At 41.3% G+C, this 20,639-nt stretch carries 16 protein-coding genes and 1 tRNA gene (1 of these 17 only partly in view); 6 read left to right on the top strand and 11 right to left on the bottom strand.

Annotated elements, in window-relative coordinates:
- Positions 1 to 20: 20 nt before the first annotated feature.
- Entirely contained in the window at positions 21 to 791 is a 771-nt protein-coding gene (locus NYE32_RS00540; RefSeq protein WP_037599748.1) for an SseB family protein, read from the bottom strand.
- Positions 788 to 3,025: a polyribonucleotide nucleotidyltransferase gene (pnp, locus tag NYE32_RS00535; RefSeq protein WP_037599750.1), complete on the bottom strand. Its 2,238-nt coding sequence runs from the start codon at positions 3,023 to 3,025 to the stop codon at positions 788 to 790. Before pnp ends, NYE32_RS00540 begins: the two co-directional genes overlap by 4 nt.
- A gap of 209 nt (positions 3,026 to 3,234) precedes the next feature.
- Between pnp and pbp3 (NYE32_RS00530) the strand changes: the two genes are divergently transcribed.
- Together pbp3 (NYE32_RS00530) and pbp3 (NYE32_RS00525) are read left to right on the top strand one after the other, a co-directional pair.
- Positions 3,235 to 4,482, top strand: a complete 1,248-nt coding sequence (gene pbp3, locus NYE32_RS00530; RefSeq protein ID WP_037599752.1) for a D-alanyl-D-alanine carboxypeptidase PBP3 — start codon at positions 3,235 to 3,237, stop codon at positions 4,480 to 4,482.
- 144 nt (positions 4,483 to 4,626) lie between these two features.
- Positions 4,627 to 5,883, top strand: a complete 1,257-nt coding sequence (gene pbp3 / locus NYE32_RS00525; RefSeq protein ID WP_037599754.1) for a D-alanyl-D-alanine carboxypeptidase PBP3 — start codon at positions 4,627 to 4,629, stop codon at positions 5,881 to 5,883.
- A 127-nt stretch (positions 5,884 to 6,010) separates the two neighbouring features.
- Here the strand turns inward: pbp3 (NYE32_RS00525) and NYE32_RS00520 are convergent, their stop codons facing one another.
- Both NYE32_RS00520 and NYE32_RS00515 read right to left on the bottom strand, forming a co-directional pair.
- The gene (locus NYE32_RS00520; protein ID WP_037599755.1) at positions 6,011 to 8,461 is read right to left on the bottom strand and encodes an ATP-dependent Clp protease ATP-binding subunit; all 2,451 of its coding nucleotides are present in this window, start codon (positions 8,459 to 8,461) and stop codon (positions 6,011 to 6,013) included.
- Positions 8,462 to 8,917 (bottom strand): CtsR family transcriptional regulator, encoded by a 456-nt coding sequence (locus NYE32_RS00515; protein WP_002889615.1) that lies wholly within the window; start codon positions 8,915 to 8,917, stop codon positions 8,462 to 8,464.
- 301 nt (positions 8,918 to 9,218) lie between these two features.
- Here NYE32_RS00515 and NYE32_RS00510 point away from each other — a divergent pair, with 301 nt between their 5' ends.
- Positions 9,219 to 9,689 carry a small multi-drug export protein gene (locus NYE32_RS00510; protein ID WP_004182164.1) on the top strand — a complete coding sequence of 157 codons (471 nt, stop codon included), beginning with the start codon at positions 9,219 to 9,221 and terminating at the stop codon, positions 9,687 to 9,689.
- Positions 9,690 to 9,797: 108 nt separating this feature from the next.
- On the opposite strand, the gene tsf is transcribed toward NYE32_RS00510, so the two are convergent.
- Positions 9,798 to 10,838, bottom strand: coding sequence for a translation elongation factor Ts (gene tsf / locus NYE32_RS00505; protein WP_002886343.1), 1,041 nt, complete (start codon positions 10,836 to 10,838; stop codon positions 9,798 to 9,800).
- A gap of 110 nt (positions 10,839 to 10,948) precedes the next feature.
- The gene (gene rpsB, locus NYE32_RS00500) at positions 10,949 to 11,716 is read right to left on the bottom strand and encodes a 30S ribosomal protein S2 (RefSeq protein ID WP_002886342.1); all 768 of its coding nucleotides are present in this window, start codon (positions 11,714 to 11,716) and stop codon (positions 10,949 to 10,951) included.
- Between the two features lie 272 nt (positions 11,717 to 11,988).
- On the opposite strand from rpsB, the gene ahpC reads away from it, so the two are divergent.
- The 3 genes from ahpC to NYE32_RS00485 all read left to right on the top strand — a co-directional run bounded on the left by ahpC (position 11,989) and on the right by NYE32_RS00485 (position 14,344).
- Positions 11,989 to 12,549, top strand: a complete 561-nt coding sequence (gene ahpC / locus NYE32_RS00495) for an alkyl hydroperoxide reductase subunit C (protein ID WP_002886340.1) — start codon at positions 11,989 to 11,991, stop codon at positions 12,547 to 12,549.
- A gap of 16 nt (positions 12,550 to 12,565) precedes the next feature.
- Positions 12,566 to 14,098, top strand: a complete 1,533-nt coding sequence (gene ahpF / locus NYE32_RS00490) for an alkyl hydroperoxide reductase subunit F (RefSeq protein WP_156685485.1) — start codon at positions 12,566 to 12,568, stop codon at positions 14,096 to 14,098.
- A gap of 175 nt (positions 14,099 to 14,273) precedes the next feature.
- A tRNA-Cys gene (locus NYE32_RS00485) sits at positions 14,274 to 14,344 on the top strand.
- 87 nt (positions 14,345 to 14,431) lie between these two features.
- On the opposite strand, the gene NYE32_RS00480 is transcribed toward NYE32_RS00485, so the two are convergent.
- From NYE32_RS00480 to NYE32_RS00460, 5 genes are all read right to left on the bottom strand, one after another.
- The gene (locus NYE32_RS00480) at positions 14,432 to 14,977 is read right to left on the bottom strand and encodes an NADPH-dependent FMN reductase (protein WP_037599762.1); all 546 of its coding nucleotides are present in this window, start codon (positions 14,975 to 14,977) and stop codon (positions 14,432 to 14,434) included.
- A gap of 87 nt (positions 14,978 to 15,064) precedes the next feature.
- On the bottom strand, positions 15,065 to 15,493 hold the full coding sequence (locus tag NYE32_RS00475) for a MarR family transcriptional regulator (protein WP_002886332.1): 429 nt from the start codon (positions 15,491 to 15,493) through the stop codon (positions 15,065 to 15,067).
- A 132-nt stretch (positions 15,494 to 15,625) separates the two neighbouring features.
- The gene (locus NYE32_RS00470) at positions 15,626 to 15,856 is read right to left on the bottom strand and encodes a GlsB/YeaQ/YmgE family stress response membrane protein (protein ID WP_002886331.1); all 231 of its coding nucleotides are present in this window, start codon (positions 15,854 to 15,856) and stop codon (positions 15,626 to 15,628) included.
- A 19-nt stretch (positions 15,857 to 15,875) separates the two neighbouring features.
- Complete coding sequence (locus NYE32_RS00465; protein WP_037599765.1) at positions 15,876 to 17,117, bottom strand: aminopeptidase; 1,242 nt, start codon at positions 17,115 to 17,117, stop codon at positions 15,876 to 15,878.
- Positions 17,118 to 17,280: 163 nt separating this feature from the next.
- Positions 17,281 to 20,639 carry the 3' portion of a PolC-type DNA polymerase III gene (locus NYE32_RS00460; protein ID WP_156685484.1) on the bottom strand. Its footprint extends 1,036 nt past the window's final position, so only the last 3,359 of its 4,395 coding nucleotides appear in the window; its start codon lies off the right edge, out of view; its stop codon occupies positions 17,281 to 17,283.

Raw genomic sequence — 20,639 nt, 5'->3', positions numbered from 1 at the left:
AAGAGCTGTGAACACTAGGTCTACTCGCTATCCCCTTCAAAATAAGACCAGTCGACTAACTCAGGCTGCTCATCAAACGGATTGATGACAATACCTTGAACCTTATCCAACTCATTTTCACCTGTTGAAGGCTGGTAAATTTCTGACAGTGGCCATTGTAAAATCGTCCCTTTAGCCTTACGGAAAGGTAGGCCAAAAGTTTCGTTACCGTACCATTTTGCAAAGCTCGTTAAGTTCGTAAACACAGGCACATAACTCTGTCCCTCTGCATTCGACATGGTCGCAAAGAGACGGTCATCCTGACCATCTTCCTCGCGTTTGTGAATGAAGGCTGGGACAAGATAAATCTTATCTTCAGGATCCGCCTTTTGATTTTCCTCACCCAAAAGGTTATTGAGCGTCTGAGTGAAATAGTTGATAAACTGGATAAGTTCACTGCTTGCAAACAGAGTGGTATTTGAGAAATCACCATCCTCTTTTAAATTGAAAGCAATACCAAAAAGCTCTGCCTGAACCAGTTGTGTTAGGATATCTAAGCTTGAACGTTCTATCCAAGTCTGTTCTCGAGCACTCTCTTGAGTAGCTTTGAAAGATTGTAAGTCCTGTTCACTAGTGAAGACAGGAACAACCTTCTTGCCTTCCACTTCAACTGCGTAGAGGTCTTGGGCAGCCAAGACGGGAGTACGTTGTAAGTGATTATCCAAAGCCAAATTGGTCAAAAAGTGGTCTGGTTCCTTTAAAAATTCTTTTAGAGTTTCATCAAAAGCTTGCAATTCTTGATTTTCTGTCATTCTTCTATCTGTTCTTTCGTTTCTGATTTATCAGGATTTTTCGGTACTTCACCATTTTCATTATGGTGGCGTGGTTTGTGATGAGAACGACGGCGGTGACGATGCTCTCCTTTATTTTCCACGTCCTCAATCTTTTCAGGCTTAGGGAGCAAGGTCTTGATTGAGGCATCGATACGTCCTTTTTCATCGATCTTGATAATTTTAACAGTTACCATATCCCCAACCTTAACCACATCTTCGACACGCTCAGTGCGTTCCCAAGCTAGTTCTGAGATGTGGACAAGAGCATCTGTCTTATTAAAGAGGTGAACAAAGGCACCGAACTTTTCAATACGCACAACTGGTACAGTGTAAACCTCTCCAACCTTAGCTTCACGTACAAGATCGGAGATGATAGCTTTAGCACGGTTAATGGCATCCTGATCACTAGAGAAAATCTGAACAAGACCTTCTTCATCGATATCGATAGTGACACCAGTCTCAGCGATAATCTTGTCAATCGTTTCGCCACCTTTACCGATGACAACCTTAATCTTGTCAACAGGAATCTGAATACTGTCAATCTTAGGCGCTGTTGGTGCCAATTCTGGACGTGGCTCAGCGATTGCTGACTCAATAACGTCAAGAATCTCAAAACGAGCTACCTTGGCTTGAGCCAAAGCCTCTTCGAGAATGGCAGGTGTAATGCCTGAAATCTTAATATCCATCTGAAGAGCTGTAATTCCTTGACGTGTACCAGCTACTTTAAAGTCCATATCTCCAAAATGGTCTTCTAAACCTTGAATATCAGTCAGGACAGTGTAGTTAGTACCATCTGAGATAAGCCCCATGGCTATCCCTGCAACAGGCGCCTTAATCGGTACACCACCAGCCATAAGAGCCAAGGTTCCTGCACAAATAGAGGCTTGTGAGGAAGAACCATTTGACTCCAAGACTTCTGCTACCAAACGGATAGCATAAGGGAACTCTTCAACACTTGGAAGAACCTGAGCAAGGGCACGTTCACCTAAGGCTCCGTGACCTATTTCACGTCGTCCTGGTGCACCATAACGCCCTGTCTCACCCACTGAATACTGAGGGAAATTATAGTGGTGAAGGAAACGTTTCTTATACTCTGGATCCAAACCATCAACAAGTTGTGTATCACTCATAGGTGCCAAAGTCAAAACTGACAAGGCTTGAGTTTGACCACGTGTAAAGAGACCTGAACCATGAACCTTAGGAAGAAAGTCAATCTCTGCGTCCAAAGGACGGATTTCATCCACACGACGGCCATCTGGACGAACCTTGTCTTCTGTAATCAAACGGCGCACTTCAGCATGTTCCATCTGCTCAAGGATTTCTGCTACATCACGCAGAATAGTTTCCTTATCTTCATCTTCTGCAAAGCGTTCTTGATAAGAGGCGAGGACCTCTTCTTTTACAGCCTGGGTTGCTGCTTCACGCGCCAGTTTTTCTTCCACCTGAACAGCCTTAGCTAATTGATCATAATAAGCTGTTTCGATTTCGACTTTTAAATCAGCATCAACTTGTAGAAGTTCAACCTCAGCCTTTTCCTTACCAACAGCTGCAACGATATAATTTTGGAAATCAACCAACTCTTGAATAGCCTCATGTCCCTTCAAGAGTGCTTGCAACATAATATCCTCAGACAATTCCTGAGCACCTGACTCTACCATATTGATAGCTTCCTTGGTACCTGCCACTGTCAAATCTAAAAGTGAAACTTCCTTATCCGCTGCACTTGGGTTGATGATGAAATCTTCTGCAGCATAGGCCACTTGAACCCCAGCAATTGGACCATTGAAAGGAATATCAGAGATAGAAAGGGCTAAAGAACTCCCAAACATAGCCGCCATCGGAGCACTAGCATTCTCATCATAAGAGAGGACCGTGTTAATGACCTGAACTTCGTTACGAAAGCCCTCCGCAAACATAGGACGAATAGGACGATCAATGAGGCGAGCAGTCAAAGTGGCATCTGTTGAAGGGCGACCCTCACGCTTGTTAAAGCCCCCCGGGAACTTGCCAGCTGCATACATTTTTTCCTCGTAATTAACCTGTAAAGGAAAGAAATCTGCCGTTGCCATCTTTTTAGACATAACAGCTGTTGATAATACAGTTGTATCTCCATAACGCACGACGACAGCACCATTAGCCTGCTTGGCTACCTGCCCAACTTCAACGACAAGCGGGCGTCCTGCAAAGGTCATCTCAAAAGTTTGTTTAGCCATGTTTGATCCCTCTTTTTATCCATGACCGGCCCTTACAAAAACGAACCGGTCAACTTTATGTCATTCATTTGATATAACTTTCATTTTACCATAATATAGTCAAAAATGGCAGAGCTCCAGCATAAGTTAGCACCCAAGTCTCCCTTTCTCTCAGATATTTAAGTCGTTTTGTGATATAATAAACACTTATGAGAGACAAAGGAATGACTATGAAAAAATTACAACACATCATTATGATTGCCTTAATCTTACTAGGCCTAGCAACACCTGCTCTAGCACAAGAACAGACAGATAACTTCAATGTTTCCGCTAAACATGCGATTGCTATCGAAGCAACTACAGGGAAAGTCCTCTATGAAAAGGACGCCACTACTCCTGATGGTGTGGCTTCAATGACTAAAATCCTAACAGCCTACATGGTCTATAAAGCAGTTGACCAAGGAAAAATTACCTGGGACACTGAAGTAGATATTTCAGACTATCCTTTCAACTTAACCGTTGATTCAGAAGTTTCAAATGTCCCACTAGATTCCCGAAAATACACTGTTAAACAGCTCCTAGATGCCACCCTCATTTCTAGCGCTAACAGTGCTGCTATTGCTCTAGCTGAAAAAATCTCAGGATCAGAGAGTGCATTTGTTGACACTATGACAGCCCAACTTAAAGAGTGGGGCATTACAGATGCTAAATTATTTAACGCTTCTGGCCTAAACAATAAATACCTTGGGGATAACCGCTATCCTGGCTCAAAACCAGATGACGAGAATACAATGAGCGCCCTAGATGTTGCAATTATTGCGGACCACCTCATCAAAGACTATCCTCAGGTACTTGAAATCACCAAGCAAACCGAAACTGACTTCGAAGGTGACAACAAATTAACGACGCACAACTACATGTTGGAGGGGCAAGACAACTACCGTGAAGGCGTTGATGGACTCAAGACGGGAACAACCGAACTTGCAGGGGCATCCTTTGTAGCCCACTCCAATGAAAATGGCATGAGTTTGATTACAGTTGTTATGAATGCGGACAATGGCGGAGAGGATGAAGCTGCTCGATTCACAGCCACAAATGAGTTGCTAGATTATGTGACTCAAAACTGGGAAATCAAAACCCTCAACACCAAAGGACAAATCGTCAAGAAAAATGATATTAAGGTAGCCGATGGAGACCGTCAAACCATCTCTGCTAAGCTCGAGTCAGACCTTACAGTCATTCAAAAAATAAACAGCAAAAATGATGCTGTTAAAATCAAAGCAAAAACCATAACAGCACCTATCAAAAAAGGTGATACTATTGGAACAGCAACCTTTGATGATAAGAATCTCGTAGGAACAGGTTACATCTCTGATCCGCCTCAAATTTCGGTAACAGCCAACCAATCTATCAAGAAAAGTTTCTTCTTAAAAGTTTGGTGGAACCATATCGTTAATTTCTTTACAGGAAATAAGTAAACACAAAACTACCTTTTAGATATCCAAAGGTAGTTTTATCTTGCCTTCAAAATTAGTCCTGTTAGTAAACGCCCCTTCTCTACACCTTATGTTCCTCTCAAAATGTGGTATAATAAATATTCAAAACACATGAAGGAACAAACCATGAAAAAACTGATTACGCTTATGATGACCTTCTTACTCTGTCTGGGAAGCGTAGCCCCTGCTTTTGCAGCAGATAAGAAAAAAGGATATGATGCCGCAGCCAAACATGCCATCGCTGTCGAAGCTAATACTGGCAAAATTTTATACGAAAAAGATGCAACCACCTCTACGGGGATTGGCTCTATTACCAAGCTTCTAACAGCCTATATGGTTTATAAAGCGGTAGACCAGGGAGACCTCAAATGGAACAGCAAAGTTGACATTTCTGACTACCCATTTGAACTAACTGTCAGTGCCGGAGTATCTAATATTCCACTAGACGCCCGCAAATACACTGTCAAACAACTTCTTGACGCAACTCTTATTTCCAGTGCCAACAGTGCATCTATTGCTCTAGCCGAGGAAATCGGAGGAACCGAAAGTAAGTTTGTCGACATGATGAAAGCCCAACTTAAAGATTGGGGTATCACTGATGCCAAGATTGTCAATGCCTCTGGTCTCAATAATTCTTACTTAGGTGACAATATCTATCCAGGCTCTAAATCAGACGAAGAAAATACCATGAGTGCTAAAGATGTTGCTATCATTGCACAACACGTGGTGAAAGAATATCCTGAAATTCTCGACATCACTAAAAAAACTGAAGCTGATTTTGATGGTGTCAACAAACTTAAAACCTTCAACTATATGCTTAAGGGACAACCTAGTTACCGTAAAGGGGTGGATGGCCTAAAAACGGGAACCACTGATTTAGCCGGTGCTTCCTTCGTGGCCCACTCAAATGAAAGTGGCATGAGCATTATCACAGTCATTATGAATGCTGATAATACCGATACTGATGACTACGCCCGTTTCACTGCAACAAATGACCTACTTAACTACGTTGTCTATCATTGGGAAAGCAAGACCATTGCCAAAAAAGGACAAGCCATCGGTAAAAGTCAAGCCCATGTTATTGATGGTAAATCTAAGCAAGTCACTGCTGTTGCTAAGTCTGACTTTAATATCATCCAAAAAATAGATGCTAACAATAGTAAACATATTAAAGTCACTACCAATCAAGTTCAAGCCCCTGTCAGCTCAAGTGACAAGGTTGGAACGGCTACCTTTGAAGATAAGTCACTTGTAGGAGAAGGTTACTTACCTGACCAAGGTATGCCTAGCATAGAACTGGTTGCTGGTAAAGAAGTTAAGAAAAGCTTCTTCCTCAAGGTCTGGTGGAATCACTTTGTCAACTTTGTCAACGAAAAACTCTAATCATTACAGTCGAGCTTTGCTCGGCTTTTTCTTTTACCCCAACTTTACAGAAAGATTGACTCTATCTTGACTCCTATTGACACAAAAAAGACAAACTACACCTGTAATCTGTCTTTTTGTTTGATTTTTACACTACTGTAAAGGTTAATTTATCTTTCGAGCAGCCGATCTTAAGGGTTTGTCCACTAACCACTTGGCCACCTAGTAAGAGCTCAGATAACTTGTCCTCCACTTGAGTTTGAATCGTACGACGTAATGGACGAGCACCCATCTCAACATCATAGCCATCTTTAGCTAAATGCTTAAGGGCAGCTGGTTGGAATTTCAAGTCAATCCCTTTTTCAGCCAAAGCTGATACCAACGGTTTCACCATAATCTTGACAATCTCACGAAGTTGCTCTTCCTCTAGACTATGGAAAACAACCTTCTCATCAATACGGTTGATAAACTCTGGGCGGTAGGCCTTCTTAAGTTCTTCCATGATACGTGACTGCATAGCTTGGTGATTATGAGAAATGTCTTGGACTCCAAAACCAACGGTCTTATCATCACGAAGAGCAGTCGCTCCCAAGTTCGAAGTCATAATGATAATGGTATTTGAGAAGTCAACTTTACGACCTCGACTATCCGTCAAGACACCGTCATCCAAAACCTGTAAGAGAATATTGAAAATATCTGGGTGAGCCTTTTCCACCTCGTCAAAGAGAAGAACTGAGTAAGGCTTATTACGAACTTTTTCTGTTAACTCACCGCCCTCATCATAGCCAACATAACCTGGAGGAGCACCGTTAAGTCGGCTAGCCGCAAATTTTTCCATGTATTCTGACATGTCAAAGCGAAGCAAAGCTGACTCATCATCAAAGAGAACTTCCGCCAATGCCTTGGCCAATTCTGTCTTACCAACACCAGTAGGCCCAAGGAACATGAAGGAACCGATCGGACGTTTTCCAGTACGAATACCTGACTGGTTACGACGAATAGCACGACTAATCGCTGAAACTGCTTCGTCTTGACCAATAACACGTTTGTGAAGCTCTGCTTCCAGATTCAAATAACGCTTGCTATCTGCCTGAGTCATCTTCTCAACAGGGATACCTGATAGACGACTAAGGGTTTGCATAATCTGATCCGCATCTACCAAGGCAGGTTTTGGTAATTTTGCTTTTTGGCTAGCCTTATATTGTTTAACAGCAGACTTCATATCACCAGATAGAAGCGCTTCATCCAAGGGCGTTATCTCACGTTTGGCTTCTTTTTTAATACGACCTTGAACAGTTGCACTCGCTTCATCTAAAAGGTCAATGGCAGAGTCAGGTAAGTTTTTACTCGTCAAATAACGATGCGCCGCCTTGACCGCTGTCTCAACCGCTTCATCAGTAATCGTTACACGATGATAGTCTTCATAAGACGAACGTAGGCCTTTTAGAATATCAATCGCCTCAGCTACACTTGGCTCCTCAATTGTAATCTTAGCAAAACGACGAGAAAGAGCTGCATCTTTTTCAATATGCTTCTGGTACTCAGCTTGAGTTGTTGCTCCAACCATATGAAGAGTTCCACGTGCTAGAGCAGGTTTCAAAATATTTGCCGCATCTAAGGTACTATCAATACCTGAACCAGAACCAATAATCGTATGCAATTCGTCAATAAAGAGAATGATTTTTCCATCAGCTTCAATCTCATCAATGATTTGATTCATACGCTCTTCGAAATCGCCACGGAAACGTGTTCCTGCAACCACACTCATCATATCAAGCTCTAAGATACGCATATCAGCCAACTCAAAAGGTACTTCGCCTGAAGCAATACGCTGTGCCAAGCCAAGCGCAAGTGCCGTCTTACCAACACCTGCTTCACCTACAAGAACTGGGTTATTCTTCGTTTTACGACTCAAAACCTGAATCATGCGTGAAATCTCTTTCTCACGTCCAATAACAGGATCAAGAGCACCTGACTCGGCCACTGCCGTTAAGTCCTTGGTATAATCTGCCAACTCCCCAGTAGAAGATTGAGGAGGCTGCATCATATTAGCAAAATTTCCTGATGTCTTTGATTTTTTAGGCTTACGAAGGTCATGAATGGCCTTCAAATCTTGCTTACTAAGACCTGCATAACGCTCCAAAGAACGTCGTAAATCGATAATGCGAGGCTTATCGCTGTCATCCTTATATTGAAAACCAGCAACTTCAAGGAGACGACAAACCATCAAATCTTTATGAAGGAGAAAGGCCATCAATACATGTTCAGACCCTACCTCTACAGCACCAGTCACACCAGCAATTCCCTCTGCCTCTTGCAACATAGCCTCTAAAGCATGTGACTGTGCACGTAAATCGATAATATCTGATTCAGACAAGTCTTTTGGACTTTTCTCCATCGCTAGTACAGCGGCTGTCTCAATCTCTTCCGCACGAATACGGTCCTCAAAATCAGTAAATGTTAGGTAGGCTACAGATCCTGGAACCTCAACCATAGCCAGAAGCACATGCCAAGTCTCCAGAAAAGGACTTCCAAAACGCTCTGCCTCAAGCTGCGCACGATGGAAAATGGCCTGCATTTTTCTTGAATATGTCGTCATCTAATTTCCTTTTCTATCCAATCTAAGTAATAGCGAGCGTAGAATACGCGAACGAATAGCAGCCGCATCTGCGCCTAAAATATCATCACTAGCAGTTGCTAAAATCAAATTTCCTTCACGTTCTGTGATGATTTTTTCATCAAAAAGCAACTGGATCAAGTCTGTAAATACCTGCTCGCTGAGCTGATCCGCTAAGTTCTGAAGCAAATCATTAATCATGTGGTGCTTATCAGAGAATCTGACTTTGACGATACGAATATAACCGCCACCTCCACGCTTACTCTCAACAATATAACCACGACTTTCTGTAAAGCGGGTCTTAATAACATAATTAATCTGACTCGGTACAACTTGAAAAGTATCTGCTAAGTTCGAGCGTTGAATCTCAGCAATTCCAGACTGGCCCAGCAATTCTTTAATATATTCTTCTATACTATCTGATGTATTTCTTGCCATCTTAATTCCTCCAGTCTAATTTGACTATAACTGACTATTATTATACCAAAAATGTCAGCACATGGGAAACTATACCTTCAAAAAGCTTTTTAAAGTTGTCATTAGAGACCATATAAGATACAATAAATAAGACTAAAATATTAGGTAACTTAAGGTGTTTGATTCAAATTTTCTATCCACTTTAACAGGCTGAGACCCACCTAATCCAATAAGTACTTTTTAGCACTTTCGCAGTAGTATTAGTCTTATCACTCTTGATAAAGTTCATATCTCTTATTTATTTCCCTATGAAAGGTTACTCATGAAATACATCATTGCACTCTTAATCTCTATGATTCCTTTAGTTGAGCTCCGTGGAGCCGTTCCTGTTGCTATCGCCTCAGGTATCCCTTGGTGGCAAGCCCTAATTCTTTGTGTCATTGGGAACATGATTCCAGTTCCAATTATCTTCTTCTTCGCCCGCCGTGTCCTCGAATGGGGGGCAGATAAACCTCTAATTGGTGGCTTCTTTACCTGGTGTCTTAAAAAAGGTCACAGTGGTGGCCAAAAACTTGAAAAAGCTGCTGGAGATAAGGGTGTCTTCTGGGCCCTTCTACTTTTTGTGGGAATTCCGCTTCCAGGAACAGGAGCTTGGACTGGTACCCTAGCAGCATCTATCCTAGATTGGGACTTTAAACGCAGTGTTATTGCTGTTATGCTTGGGGTTATCCTTGCAGGTATCATCATGGGAACACTCTCTCTTCTACTTGGTGTAAATACCTTCGCTCATTAATTACTTTTTTCAACGTCTGGGGCATGCTCAGACGTTTTTTTAATAGCAACAAAAAAGAAGTTACGATTCATTCACGTAACTTCTTTTCTTTTTATCTAGCAACTAGAATTAGTTGTTAAGAGCTGCTGCCATTGTAGCTGCAACTTCTGATTCAAAGTCGTTAGATGCTTTTTCGATACCTTCACCAACTTCAAAGCGAACGAATTCTACTACTGAAGCATTTACTGATTCAAGGTAAGCTTCAACTGTTTTGCTGTCGTCCATGATGTAAACTTGAGCAAGAAGTGTGTATGCTTGGTCAACTTTAGTGTTGTCAAGCAAGAAGCGGTCCATTTTACCTGGGATAATTTTATCCCAGATTTTTTCTGGTTTACCTTCAGCAGCCAACTCAGCTTTGATATCTTCTTCAGCTTGAGCAAGAACAGCATCAGTCAATTGAGCTTTAGAACCATATTTAAGGTGTGGAAGAGCTGGTTTGTTAACCATAGCACGGCTTTCGTTATCTTGATCGATAGCGTGGTTAAGTTGTGCCAATTCATCTTTGACAAATTGTTCGTCCAATTCAGTGTATGAAAGAACAGTTGGTTTCATCGCTGCGATGTGCATTGAGATTTGTTTTGCAAGAGCGTCATCTCCACCTTCGATAACTGAAACAACACCGATACGTCCACCGTTGTGTTGGTAAGCTCCGAAGTGTTGTGCATCAGTTTTCTCAACAACTGCAAAACGACGGAATGAAATCTTTTCACCGATAGTAGCTGTAGCAGTTACGTATGCAGCTTCAAGAGTTTCACCTGAAGGCATAGTCAATGCAAGTGCTTCTTCGTTGTTAGCTGGTTTACCTTCAGCAATTACTTTAGCTGTTTCGTTTACCAACTCAACGAATTGAGCGTTCTTCGCAACGAAGTCAGTTTCAGCATTAACTTCAACAACTGCTGCAACGTTACCGTTAACGTAAACACCAGTCAAACCTTCAGCTGCAACACGGTCAGCTTTCTTAGCTGCTTTAGCCATACCTTTTTCGCGAAGCAATTCAATCGCTTTTTCGATATCACCTTCAACTTCAACCAATGCTTTTTTAGCGTCCATGACACCAGCACCAGATTTTTCACGCAATTCTTTAACAAGTTTAGCTGTAATTTCTGCCATTTTGTTTTTCTCCAAATTTATTTTATCAAACTAAGGGGCAGGGCTGAGCCCCGCCCCTTAGGTGTTTGTCGTATCTTTAGTGGGCATCGAGCCCAAACCAATCTTAAAGATTAGTTGTTGTCACCTTCGACAACTTCAACGATTTCTTCGATTGAATCAGCTGCAGCTGCTTCTTGGAAATCTGCAGAAGCATCTTCACCTTGGTTACCTTCGATGATAGCATCAGCCATTTTTGAAGTGATCAATTTAACGGCACGGATAGCGTCATCGTTAGCTGGGATGATTACATCGATCTCATCTGGATCAGCGTTTGTATCAACCATCGCTACAACTGGGATACCAAGTTTTTTAGCTTCTTTAACAGCGATTTGTTCTTTGTGTGGGTCAACGATGTAGATTACATCTGGAATGCGAGGCATATCTTCGATACCACCCAAGAATTTTTCAAGACGTGCACGTTGTTTGTTAAGAAGTGCAACTTCTTTCTTAGGAAGAACTTCGAAAGTTCCATCAGCTTCCATTTGTTTGATTTCTTTCAAACGAGCGATACGTTTTTGGATAGTATCCCAGTTTGTAAGAGTACCACCCAACCAACGGTGGTTGATGTAGTATTGACCAGCACGAGTTGCTTCTTCAGCTACTGCTTCAGCTGCTTGTTTTTTAGTACCAACGAACAAGATTACTGCATCGTTAGCTGCTGCTTCACGAACGAATTCGTAAGCTGTATCAGCCATTTTTACAGTTTGTTGCAAGTCGATAACGTGGATTCCGTTACGTTCTGTGAAGATGTACTTAGCCATCTTAGGATTCCAGCGACGAGTTTGGTGACCGAAGTGAACACCAGCCTCAAGAAGTTGTTTCATTGAAATTACTGCCATGAGTATTTCTCCTTAAAAATTGTTTTTTCCTCTTCTAAGCTTTAGACTTGCAGTCCCACCCTGCGGCAACAAGACCACAATCGGCTTAGAATGAGTATTTGTCACTTTACGCAACTATAGTAGTTTATCAAAAAAAGTGACATTTGACAAGCTCTAAAATCAGGCTAACCATTAGAAAAAAATTACCCGCATTAAAATTGCAATCGTTTTCTTTGAGGTTGATAAGTATTTTGTTTATAATTAGGCTATCAAAAATAGAGGAGGACATTATTTTGTCATTAGTCGGAAAAGAAATTATTGAATTTTCAGCACAAGCTTATCACAACGGGGAATTCATTACTGTTACAGATGAAGATGTTAAGGGAAAATGGGCTGTTTTCTGCTTCTACCCTGCAGATTTTTCATTTGTCTGCCCAACTGAACTCGGTGACCTTCAAGAACAATATGAAGCTCTTAAATCTCTTGGTGTAGAGGTTTACTCTGTCTCTACTGATACTCACTTTGTTCACAAAGCTTGGCATGATGACTCAGATGTTGTTGGAACTATTACTTATCCTATGATTGGAGATCCTTCACACCACATCTCACAAGGCTTTGATGTTCTTGGGGAAGATGGTCTCGCACAACGTGGTACATTCATCATTGATCCAGATGGCGTTATCCAAATGATGGAAATTAACGCTGATGGTATTGGACGTGATGCAAGCACTCTTATTGATAAAGTCCGTGCTGCTCAATATATTCGCCAACATCCAGGTGAAGTTTGTCCGGCCAAATGGAAAGAAGGAGCTGAAACACTTACTCCTAGCTTAGATCTTGTAGGTAAAATTTAACAACCAGGGGGTATCCATGGTCTTAGATAAAGAAATCAAGACGCAATTAGCACAATATTTAAATTTACTAGAATCTGATATTGTATTACAAACAGACTTAGGGGATGATGATAATTCTCGAAAAGTGAAGGAATTTCTGGACGAGATTGCCGCTATGTCTGACCGCATTAGTCTTGAATCAACACATTTAAAACGTCAACCTAGTTTTGGTATTGCACAAAAAGGGCAAAAAAGTCGTATTATTTTCTCAGGCTTACCAATGGGCCACGAATTCACGTCTTTCATTTTAGCTCTCTTGCAAGTTTCTGGTCGTCCACCTAAAGTTGATGAGGATACTATCGAACGTATCAAGAAGATTGATAAACCCATCGACTTAGAGACTTATGTTTCATTAACTTGTCACAATTGTCCAGACGTTGTGCAAGCCTTTAATATAATGGCTGTTTTGAACCCAAATATCACTCACACCATGATTGAAGGTGGTATGTATCAGGATGAGGTCAAAGCCAAAGGTATCATGTCTGTTCCTACGGTTTACAAAGACCAAGAAGAATTTACATCTGGTCGTGCAACCATTGAACAGCTTGTAGAAAAATTGGACGGCCCACTTGATGCTGATGCTTTCGCTGATAAAGGTGTCTATGATGTTTTGGTTATTGGTGGTGGTCCTGCTGGAAACAGTGCGGCCATCTATGCTGCCCGTAAAGGTTTAAAAACAGGTCTTTTAGCAGAAACCTTTGGTGGACAAGTTATCGAGACAGTCGGCATTGAGAACATGATTGGTACGCTATATACAGAAGGTCCTAAGTTAATGGCCCAAGTTGAAGAGCATACGAAATCTTATGATGTTGATATCATCAAAAGTCAATTAGCTACTGGCATCGAAAAGAAAGAACTTATTGAAGTGACACTGGCTAACGGTGCCGTTTTAAAATCCAAAACTGCTATCCTAGCTCTCGGAGCCAAATGGCGTAATATCAACGTTCCTGGCGAGGAAGAATTCCGCAATAAAGGGGTTACTTACTGCCCACACTGTGATGGTCCTCTATTTGAAGGAAAGAATGTTGCAGTTATCGGTGGTGGTAACTCAGGTTTGGAAGCGGCTTTAGATTTAGCAGGCATTACTAAACATGTTACAGTCTTAGAGTTCTTACCAGAATTAAAGGCAGATGAAGTCTTACAAGAACGAGCTGCTAAAACTGATAATCTAACTATTCTTAAGAACGTTGCAACCAAAGAAATTCTTGGTCAAGATTATGTAACTGGTTTGAATTACGTTGAGCGTGATACAAACGAAGAAAAACATCTTGATCTTGAAGGTGTCTTTGTTCAAATTGGTCTTGTACCAAGTACTGCTTGGCTCAAAGATAGTGGCATCGAACTCAATGAGCGCCAAGAAATTATCGTTGATAAATTTGGATCAACAAATATCCCTGGTATTTTTGCTGCAGGTGACTGTACAGATAGCGCCTACAAGCAAATTATTATCTCCATGGGGTCTGGTGCTACGGCTGCTATTGGAGCCTTTGATTACTTGATTAGACAATAATCAACACTTACGTGTTAGTAATCTATCTACAACAGTTATAATTAATATAAAGAGGTTGAATGTCTTTCAACCTCTTTATGTTTCTTGTAAATAGGCAGTTTGAACAATCAACCAATCAATTTGATGAAAGAGACTTGACGAATCTTTTTTTTTTCGATAGAATGGTATCTGTTATGGCGGTATAGCCAAGTGGTAAGGCACGGCTCTGCAAAAGCTTGATCGTCGGTTCAAATCCGTCTACCGCCTTCATAATACGAAGACACCTTAGGGTGTCTTTTTTCATTATTTCATATAAAAATACCCGAAGCTAGAAACCTCGGGTATTCATTATTCTTATTTAATCGCTTCAATCAAAGCTTCCGCTTGATTCTGAAGGCTTTCAAGAACTTCTTCAGTTGCTAGGAATTTCCCATCCGCCCAGGCTGTATCATTTACACGTGTCGCTGTAAAGTCGCCAACCACTTGGGTACGGATAAATGGTAACAAGTCTTTGTAGACATCAAAAAGTTGATTGTGGCCACCATTAGCAACTGATGATACGGTTACAATCTTATCTTGAAGAGCTGATGGCCCTGAAGGATCTGATAGGTCAAGGGCACGGCTCAACCAGTCAAGCAAATTTTTCACTGGTCCAGGAATTGAGAAATTATAAACCGGAGAGAAAATCCAAATTGCGTCTGCTGCCAAGACCTGTTCTCGAACTTCTGCCAAAACTGGAAGAACTGGACTTTCTAAATCCTGATTAAAAACAGGTACTTGACTATAGTCAAGATAAGAAACATTAGCTTTACCAGCTAGCATTTTCTCAGCTTCTTCTGCTAATTGGTGGTTAAATGATCCCTTGCGAAGAGATCCAACGATAAATAGAATGTTTTTCATGATACGTTTCCTTTGTATTTCTAATAATTAATATTTACTACTACATAGTAATATATATAATTCCATTAGAAATATAAAGAAATATGCTCAGACATTCTTAAATTTTTTCAGGAGCTCTACCAACTGTGCCTGCTCTTCAGGTGTCAGAACGGAAAAAGTCTCCTCAATAGCTCGCTGATGTGGCGGGATTGCTGCTTGAATAATACGACGGCCCTCATCCGTCAAATCAACCTCGAAAGCACGCTTATCTGTTTGGCAGGCTTCTCGCGTCAACCAACCTTTTTTCTCCATATTTTTAATGACAACAGTCATATTCCCGGAGGTGGCAAGCATGCGGTCAATTAATTCGCCAATTTTCATACGTCCTTTAGCATTAAGCACGTCCATGACTCCAAATTGAGTTGGTGTCAAATTAAATTCTTTAAAAGTCTCAGAAACCTTGGCATCGATGGTACGAAAAGCCTTACGCATAACTACCATACTTTTTACAGCCATGTTTTTATCTAAGTCACTCATTTCTAGTCCTTTCCAAATAGATGCTGTTTTTATTACTCTACCACAGTTTTTCTAAAAGTGGTATATGAAAATGAAAAAATAAGAAAAAAGAGTCCTTAGATATCTAACCAATACCTCAGAACTCTTTCATTTCTAACTATTACGATTCCAAAAAAGGGCTAATAAGATAACAGCACCTAGTACTGAAGGAACGATAGCAGTATCTGCTAGCATCGGTCCCCAATTTCCAAAAAGAAGCTGACCAACAAAAGCACCTAGCCATCCAACAAAGGTCTTACCAATACAGCCCATATGTTCACCCCTATTTGATATAGCAGAGGCAATAAGGCCAATTAGAAAACCAACTATCATACTTCCAATCATGATAAATTCTCCATCATACTTAGATTACCCAATCCCCATTTCGGAAGATCGGTACACGACTACCATCTTGGCGGATACCATCAATATCCATTTGATTTGAACCAATCATAAAGTCTACGTGTACATCAGAACGATTAAGACCAGCTTCCTTAAGCTCCTCTTCTGTCATGTCTGCCCCTCCCTCAACACTGGTAGCATAGGCTGCTCCAATAGCTAGGTGGTTGGATGCATTCTCATCAAAAAGAGTGTTAAAGAAAGTGATGCCTGACTGTGAAATCGGACTTGGATCTGGAACCAAAGCACATTCACCTAGAGCACGCGCTCCATTATTGTTGAAGACGAGATTCTTCATCACCTCATCGCCCTGGTCCGCTGTGATATCTACAATTTCACCGTCTTTGAAGGTTACCTTGATTCCCTCAATAATATTGCCATTGTAACTTAGAGGCTTTGTACTTGAGACATAGCCATCTGCACGACGAAAATCTGGTGCCGTAAAGACTTCTTCTGTTGGCATATTAGGAAGGAAGCCTTCACCTTGCGCATTGATAGCACCTGCAGACTCCCAAACGTGATTTTTAGGCAATCCTAGAGTCAAATCTGTTCCAGGTGCTTGGTAATGCAAGGCTGAGAATTGTGCCTCATTGAGTAGGCGTGCTTTAGCATCCAAACGTTCAGCATGTTCCTTCCAAGCACGTACAGGATCCTCTTCATAAACACGACAGGTCTTGAAAATTTGGTCCCAAAGTAAATCTACAGCTTCCTCATCACTCGAAGCATCGGGAAAGACCTTCTTAGCCCATTCCTTACCAGCTGCAGCAGCTACAGTCCAACTAACCTTATTAGACTGAGTTGCCACCTGCATAGGTTTAAAGGCCACTCCAGTAGCTTTAGCATGGGCAGATAAACGTTCAGGAGCTACACCATTAAGGGCACCTGGATCTGATGAACGAACACCTAAGCGACTTGCCTTTTTGGCCAACAAATATTCCATCTCAGCTTTTTTATAGGCAGGAACCTCTTCGATGCGGTTCATATCAGCATGCAAGAAGCGCTCGCGATTAATAATATCATCTGACCATTGAACGATTACCTCAGCTGCTCCTAAAGCATAGGCTTCTTTTACTAAGAGGTGAGCTAGCTCTGCTTGTTCTACACCAATGCTCAAGGCCACTGTGTGACCAGGTTGCACATTAATCCCATTAGCAACCAGTAATTTAGCATATTTCTCAAGATTTTCTTTAAAATTTGGTAAAACCATGATTAACTCCTTGAAACTATAATTTTCTATCAGTATACCATAAGACGAAGAAAAAGGTTTCTTCTCAGCTTTGGCTTTTTAGCATCACATGCAGACCCCTAAACAAAAAGAGAACGGAGACTGACTCCATTCTCTCAAAGTTGATGACGATTCTCTTTAGCTATTAAAAGAAATCATCAAAAAGACTTAATTGATTATCTTCTGGCATATTTCCTAGGATTCCCATTTCATCCAATTTTTCAACCAAGGTTGATGATAGACCTCCTCGTTTACGCAATTCTGTTTTGGAAAGGAACTCACCTTCTTCACGCGCAGCAACCACTTGCTTAGCAACGTTCTCACCCAAACCTTCAAGTGCAATAAACGGTGGAATCAAGGTATCTCCTTCAATCAGGAATTCAGTTGCCTGACTCTTATAAAGATCTAACTGGCCAAAGGTAAAGCCACGTTCTAACATTTCATTAACAATCTCAAGCGTCGTAAATAAGTCATTTTCAACATTAGTCGCTTCATTTCGTTGGCGCTTCTCCTTAATATCTTCCATTCGAGCTTTAACAGCATCAAGACCCGCAGACATCGTTTTAAGCTCGAATGCTTTAGCTCGAATTGAAAAGTAGGCACAATAGTAATAAATAGGATGGTGCACTTTGAAATAAGCTACACGCAGGGCCATCATAACGTAGGCTGCCGCATGGGCTTTAGGGAACATGTATTTGATTTTACCACAAGATTCAATATACCAGTCTGGAACATTATTTTCACGCATGGCTTGAATATAGCCATTTCGCTCTTCTTCAGAAATTTTCAACCACATTCCCTTACGCACACGTTCCATAATGGTGAAGGCCATCTTAGGATCTAATCCCGCATGCATTAGGTATACCATGATATCGTCACGACAACCGATAACAGTTTTCAGAGTGGCAATACCTTCCTTGATCAAATCTTGTGCATTACCCAACCAAACGTCTGTACCATGAGACAAACCAGATAACTGTAAGAGTTCCGCAAAGGTCGTCGGATGCGTCTCGTCGACCATACCACGAACAAAGTTAGTCCCAAACTCAGGGATTCCTAACATTCCCGTTGGTGTCCCAATCTGTTCAGGTGTAACCCCCAAAATTTCAGTCCCTGAAAAAAGTTTCATCACATCTGGATCATCTGCTCGAATATCTTTGGGATCAATTCCCGATAAATCCTGCAACTTACGAATCATAGTCGGATCATCATGTCCCAGAATATCAAGCTTCAATACGTTCTCATCGATATCGTGGAAATTAAAGTGAGTCGTCTGCCAGGCAGCCGTTACATCATCAGCCGGATATTGAACAGGTGTGAAATCATAGACATCCATATAATTTGGAATAACAACGATACCACCCGGGTGCTGACCTGTGTTTCGCTTAACCCCAGCGGCACCCATGGCCAGACGATCGACCTCGGCATCACGGTAAAACTTATTGTAGTCACGTTCGTAACCTTTGACAAAACCATAAGCCGTCCGATCTGCAACAGTACCTACTGTTCCAGCACGAAAAGCATATTGCTCTCCAAAAATATCACGAACATCCAAGTGGGCTGATGGTTGATCATCACCGGAAAAGTTCAAATCGATATCCGGAACCTTATCCCCATCAAAACCTAGGAAAGTCTCGAAAGGAATATCCTGACCATCTTTTTTATACTCTGTTCCACATTCTGAACACTCCTTATCAGGCAAATCGAAGCCAGATCCATAAGAACCATCTGTAATGAACTCTGAGTGTTGACATTTAGGACATAAATAGTGTGGCGGCATCGGATTAACCTCAGTAATTCCAATCATCGTCGCAACAAAACTAGAACCGACAGATCCACGCGAACCAACTAGGTACCCACGTTCATTTGAACGGTTAACCAGCATCTGCGAAGCCAGGTAAATTACGGCAAAACCATTACCAAGAATTGAGGACAACTCTTTCTCAATTCGCAAATCAATAATATCAGGCAAAGGATTACCATAGAGCTCAAACGCTCTAGCATATGTCATCTCTGCAACCTGTTCTTCCGCACGATCAATGAAAGGTGTGTACAAGTCTTTTTTGACAACCTCGACCTCTTCAATTTGGTCTGCCATAGCCTGCGTATTAGTTACAACAATTTCATAGGCTAAGTCTTTTCCCAAAAAGGCAAAGTCATCTAGCATCTCATTCGTTGTTCTAAAATGCGCTTCAGGTAAAGGAGCAGGTTTCGCATTTTCTCCCTTACCGATTGGCCTATTAATCATTGCTCCTTGTCCCAAAGCACGAACAATGATTTCACGATAAATCGCATCCTCAGGATTGATATAATGTACATTTCCTGTAGCAAGCACAGGCTTGTCCAGACGACTAGCGACTTCAATCAAATCTCGAATCAGTTGTTCTATAGCCACCTCATCCTTAATTAAGTCCTTCGCAATCAATGGTGCATAAATCGCTGGTGGCATAACTTCAATAAAGTCATAATATTTAGCAACTTCAACTGCCTTGTCAATACCATGAGACAGAAGCGTATCAAAAACCTCACCATCAGCACAAGCAGAACCTACAATGATTCCCTCACGATACTCATCTAAGACCGTACGAGGAATACGTGCTACCCCCTCAAAGTATGAGACATTTGATAAACTTACCAACTTAAAGATATTCTTCAAGCCAGTTTGATTCTGAACATACAGCGTCGCATGTTTAACACGAGACTTTTTATACGAATCTTCAGAAACCAAATCCGTGTTCAACTGTTCCAAATTAGTCAAACCGTGCTTATCAAACACATCTTTTATGAAGATAAACAACAAACGGCCCGTTGCTTCCGCATCATAATTGGCCATGTGGTGGTGATCCAAAGCCACACCAAACCGCTTCGTCAAAGGACCCAAACCATGACGCTTATACTCAGGATAAAGATTTCGTGCAAATTCTAAAGTATCAATAACTGGTTGTGAAATTGTTGGTAACTGATGTCTTTCATAATTGGCATTCATAAACCCAACGTCAAAGGTCGCATTATGGGCTACTAGCACAGTTCCTTGACAGAATTCTTGAAACTCCTGTAAAACTTGGACTAAAGGTTTAGCACCTTTTACATGATTATCAGTAATACCTGTCAACTCAGTAGTAAAAGCAGAAAGAGGATGCCCAGGGTCTATAAATTCATCAAATTGCTCAATAATATTACCTTTATGCATTTTTGATGCCGCAATCTGAATCAAATCATTATGAACAGCAGACAAGCCCGTTGTCTCAACGTCAAATACAACATAAGTAGCTTCTTTTAATTCCAAATTCTGGGAATTATAAACAATAGGAACTTTATCCTCAACAAGATTGGCTTCAAGACCAAAAATAGCTTTAATACCAGCTTTCTTAGCCCTATGGTAGCCATGAGGAAAACTCTGAACATTAGCGTGATCAGTTATAGCAACAGCTGGATGCCCCCAAGAAGCAGCAGTATCAATAAGCTCTTCCACAGTTGGCATGGCATCCATAGTCGACATGTTAG

The sequence above is a fragment of the Streptococcus sp. FSL R7-0248 genome (assembly GCF_037967965.1).
In the GTDB taxonomy this organism is placed as follows: domain Bacteria; phylum Bacillota; class Bacilli; order Lactobacillales; family Streptococcaceae; genus Streptococcus.
This window is presented reverse-complemented; position numbering and strand designations above follow the sequence as displayed.

Bases quoted from the DNA above. Each gene is read 5' to 3' on its own strand.
- NYE32_RS00540 (WP_037599748.1), bottom strand. From the start codon at position 791: ATGACAGAAAATCAAGAATTGCAAGCTTTTGATGAAACTCTAAAAGAA.
- pnp (WP_037599750.1), bottom strand. From the start codon at position 3,025: ATGGCTAAACAAACTTTTGAGATGACCTTTGCAGGACGCCCGCTTGTC.
- pbp3 (WP_037599752.1), top strand. From the start codon at position 3,235: ATGAAAAAATTACAACACATCATTATGATTGCCTTAATCTTACTAGGC.
- pbp3 (WP_037599754.1), top strand. From the start codon at position 4,627: ATGAAAAAACTGATTACGCTTATGATGACCTTCTTACTCTGTCTGGGA.
- NYE32_RS00520 (WP_037599755.1), bottom strand. From the start codon at position 8,461: ATGACGACATATTCAAGAAAAATGCAGGCCATTTTCCATCGTGCGCAG.
- NYE32_RS00515 (WP_002889615.1), bottom strand. From the start codon at position 8,917: ATGGCAAGAAATACATCAGATAGTATAGAAGAATATATTAAAGAATTG.
- NYE32_RS00510 (WP_004182164.1), top strand. From the start codon at position 9,219: ATGAAATACATCATTGCACTCTTAATCTCTATGATTCCTTTAGTTGAG.
- tsf (WP_002886343.1), bottom strand. From the start codon at position 10,838: ATGGCAGAAATTACAGCTAAACTTGTTAAAGAATTGCGTGAAAAATCT.
- rpsB (WP_002886342.1), bottom strand. From the start codon at position 11,716: ATGGCAGTAATTTCAATGAAACAACTTCTTGAGGCTGGTGTTCACTTC.
- ahpF (WP_156685485.1), top strand. From the start codon at position 12,566: ATGGTCTTAGATAAAGAAATCAAGACGCAATTAGCACAATATTTAAAT.
- NYE32_RS00480 (WP_037599762.1), bottom strand. From the start codon at position 14,977: ATGAAAAACATTCTATTTATCGTTGGATCTCTTCGCAAGGGATCATTT.
- NYE32_RS00475 (WP_002886332.1), bottom strand. From the start codon at position 15,493: ATGAGTGACTTAGATAAAAACATGGCTGTAAAAAGTATGGTAGTTATG.
- NYE32_RS00470 (WP_002886331.1), bottom strand. From the start codon at position 15,856: ATGATTGGAAGTATGATAGTTGGTTTTCTAATTGGCCTTATTGCCTCT.
- NYE32_RS00465 (WP_037599765.1), bottom strand. From the start codon at position 17,117: ATGGTTTTACCAAATTTTAAAGAAAATCTTGAGAAATATGCTAAATTA.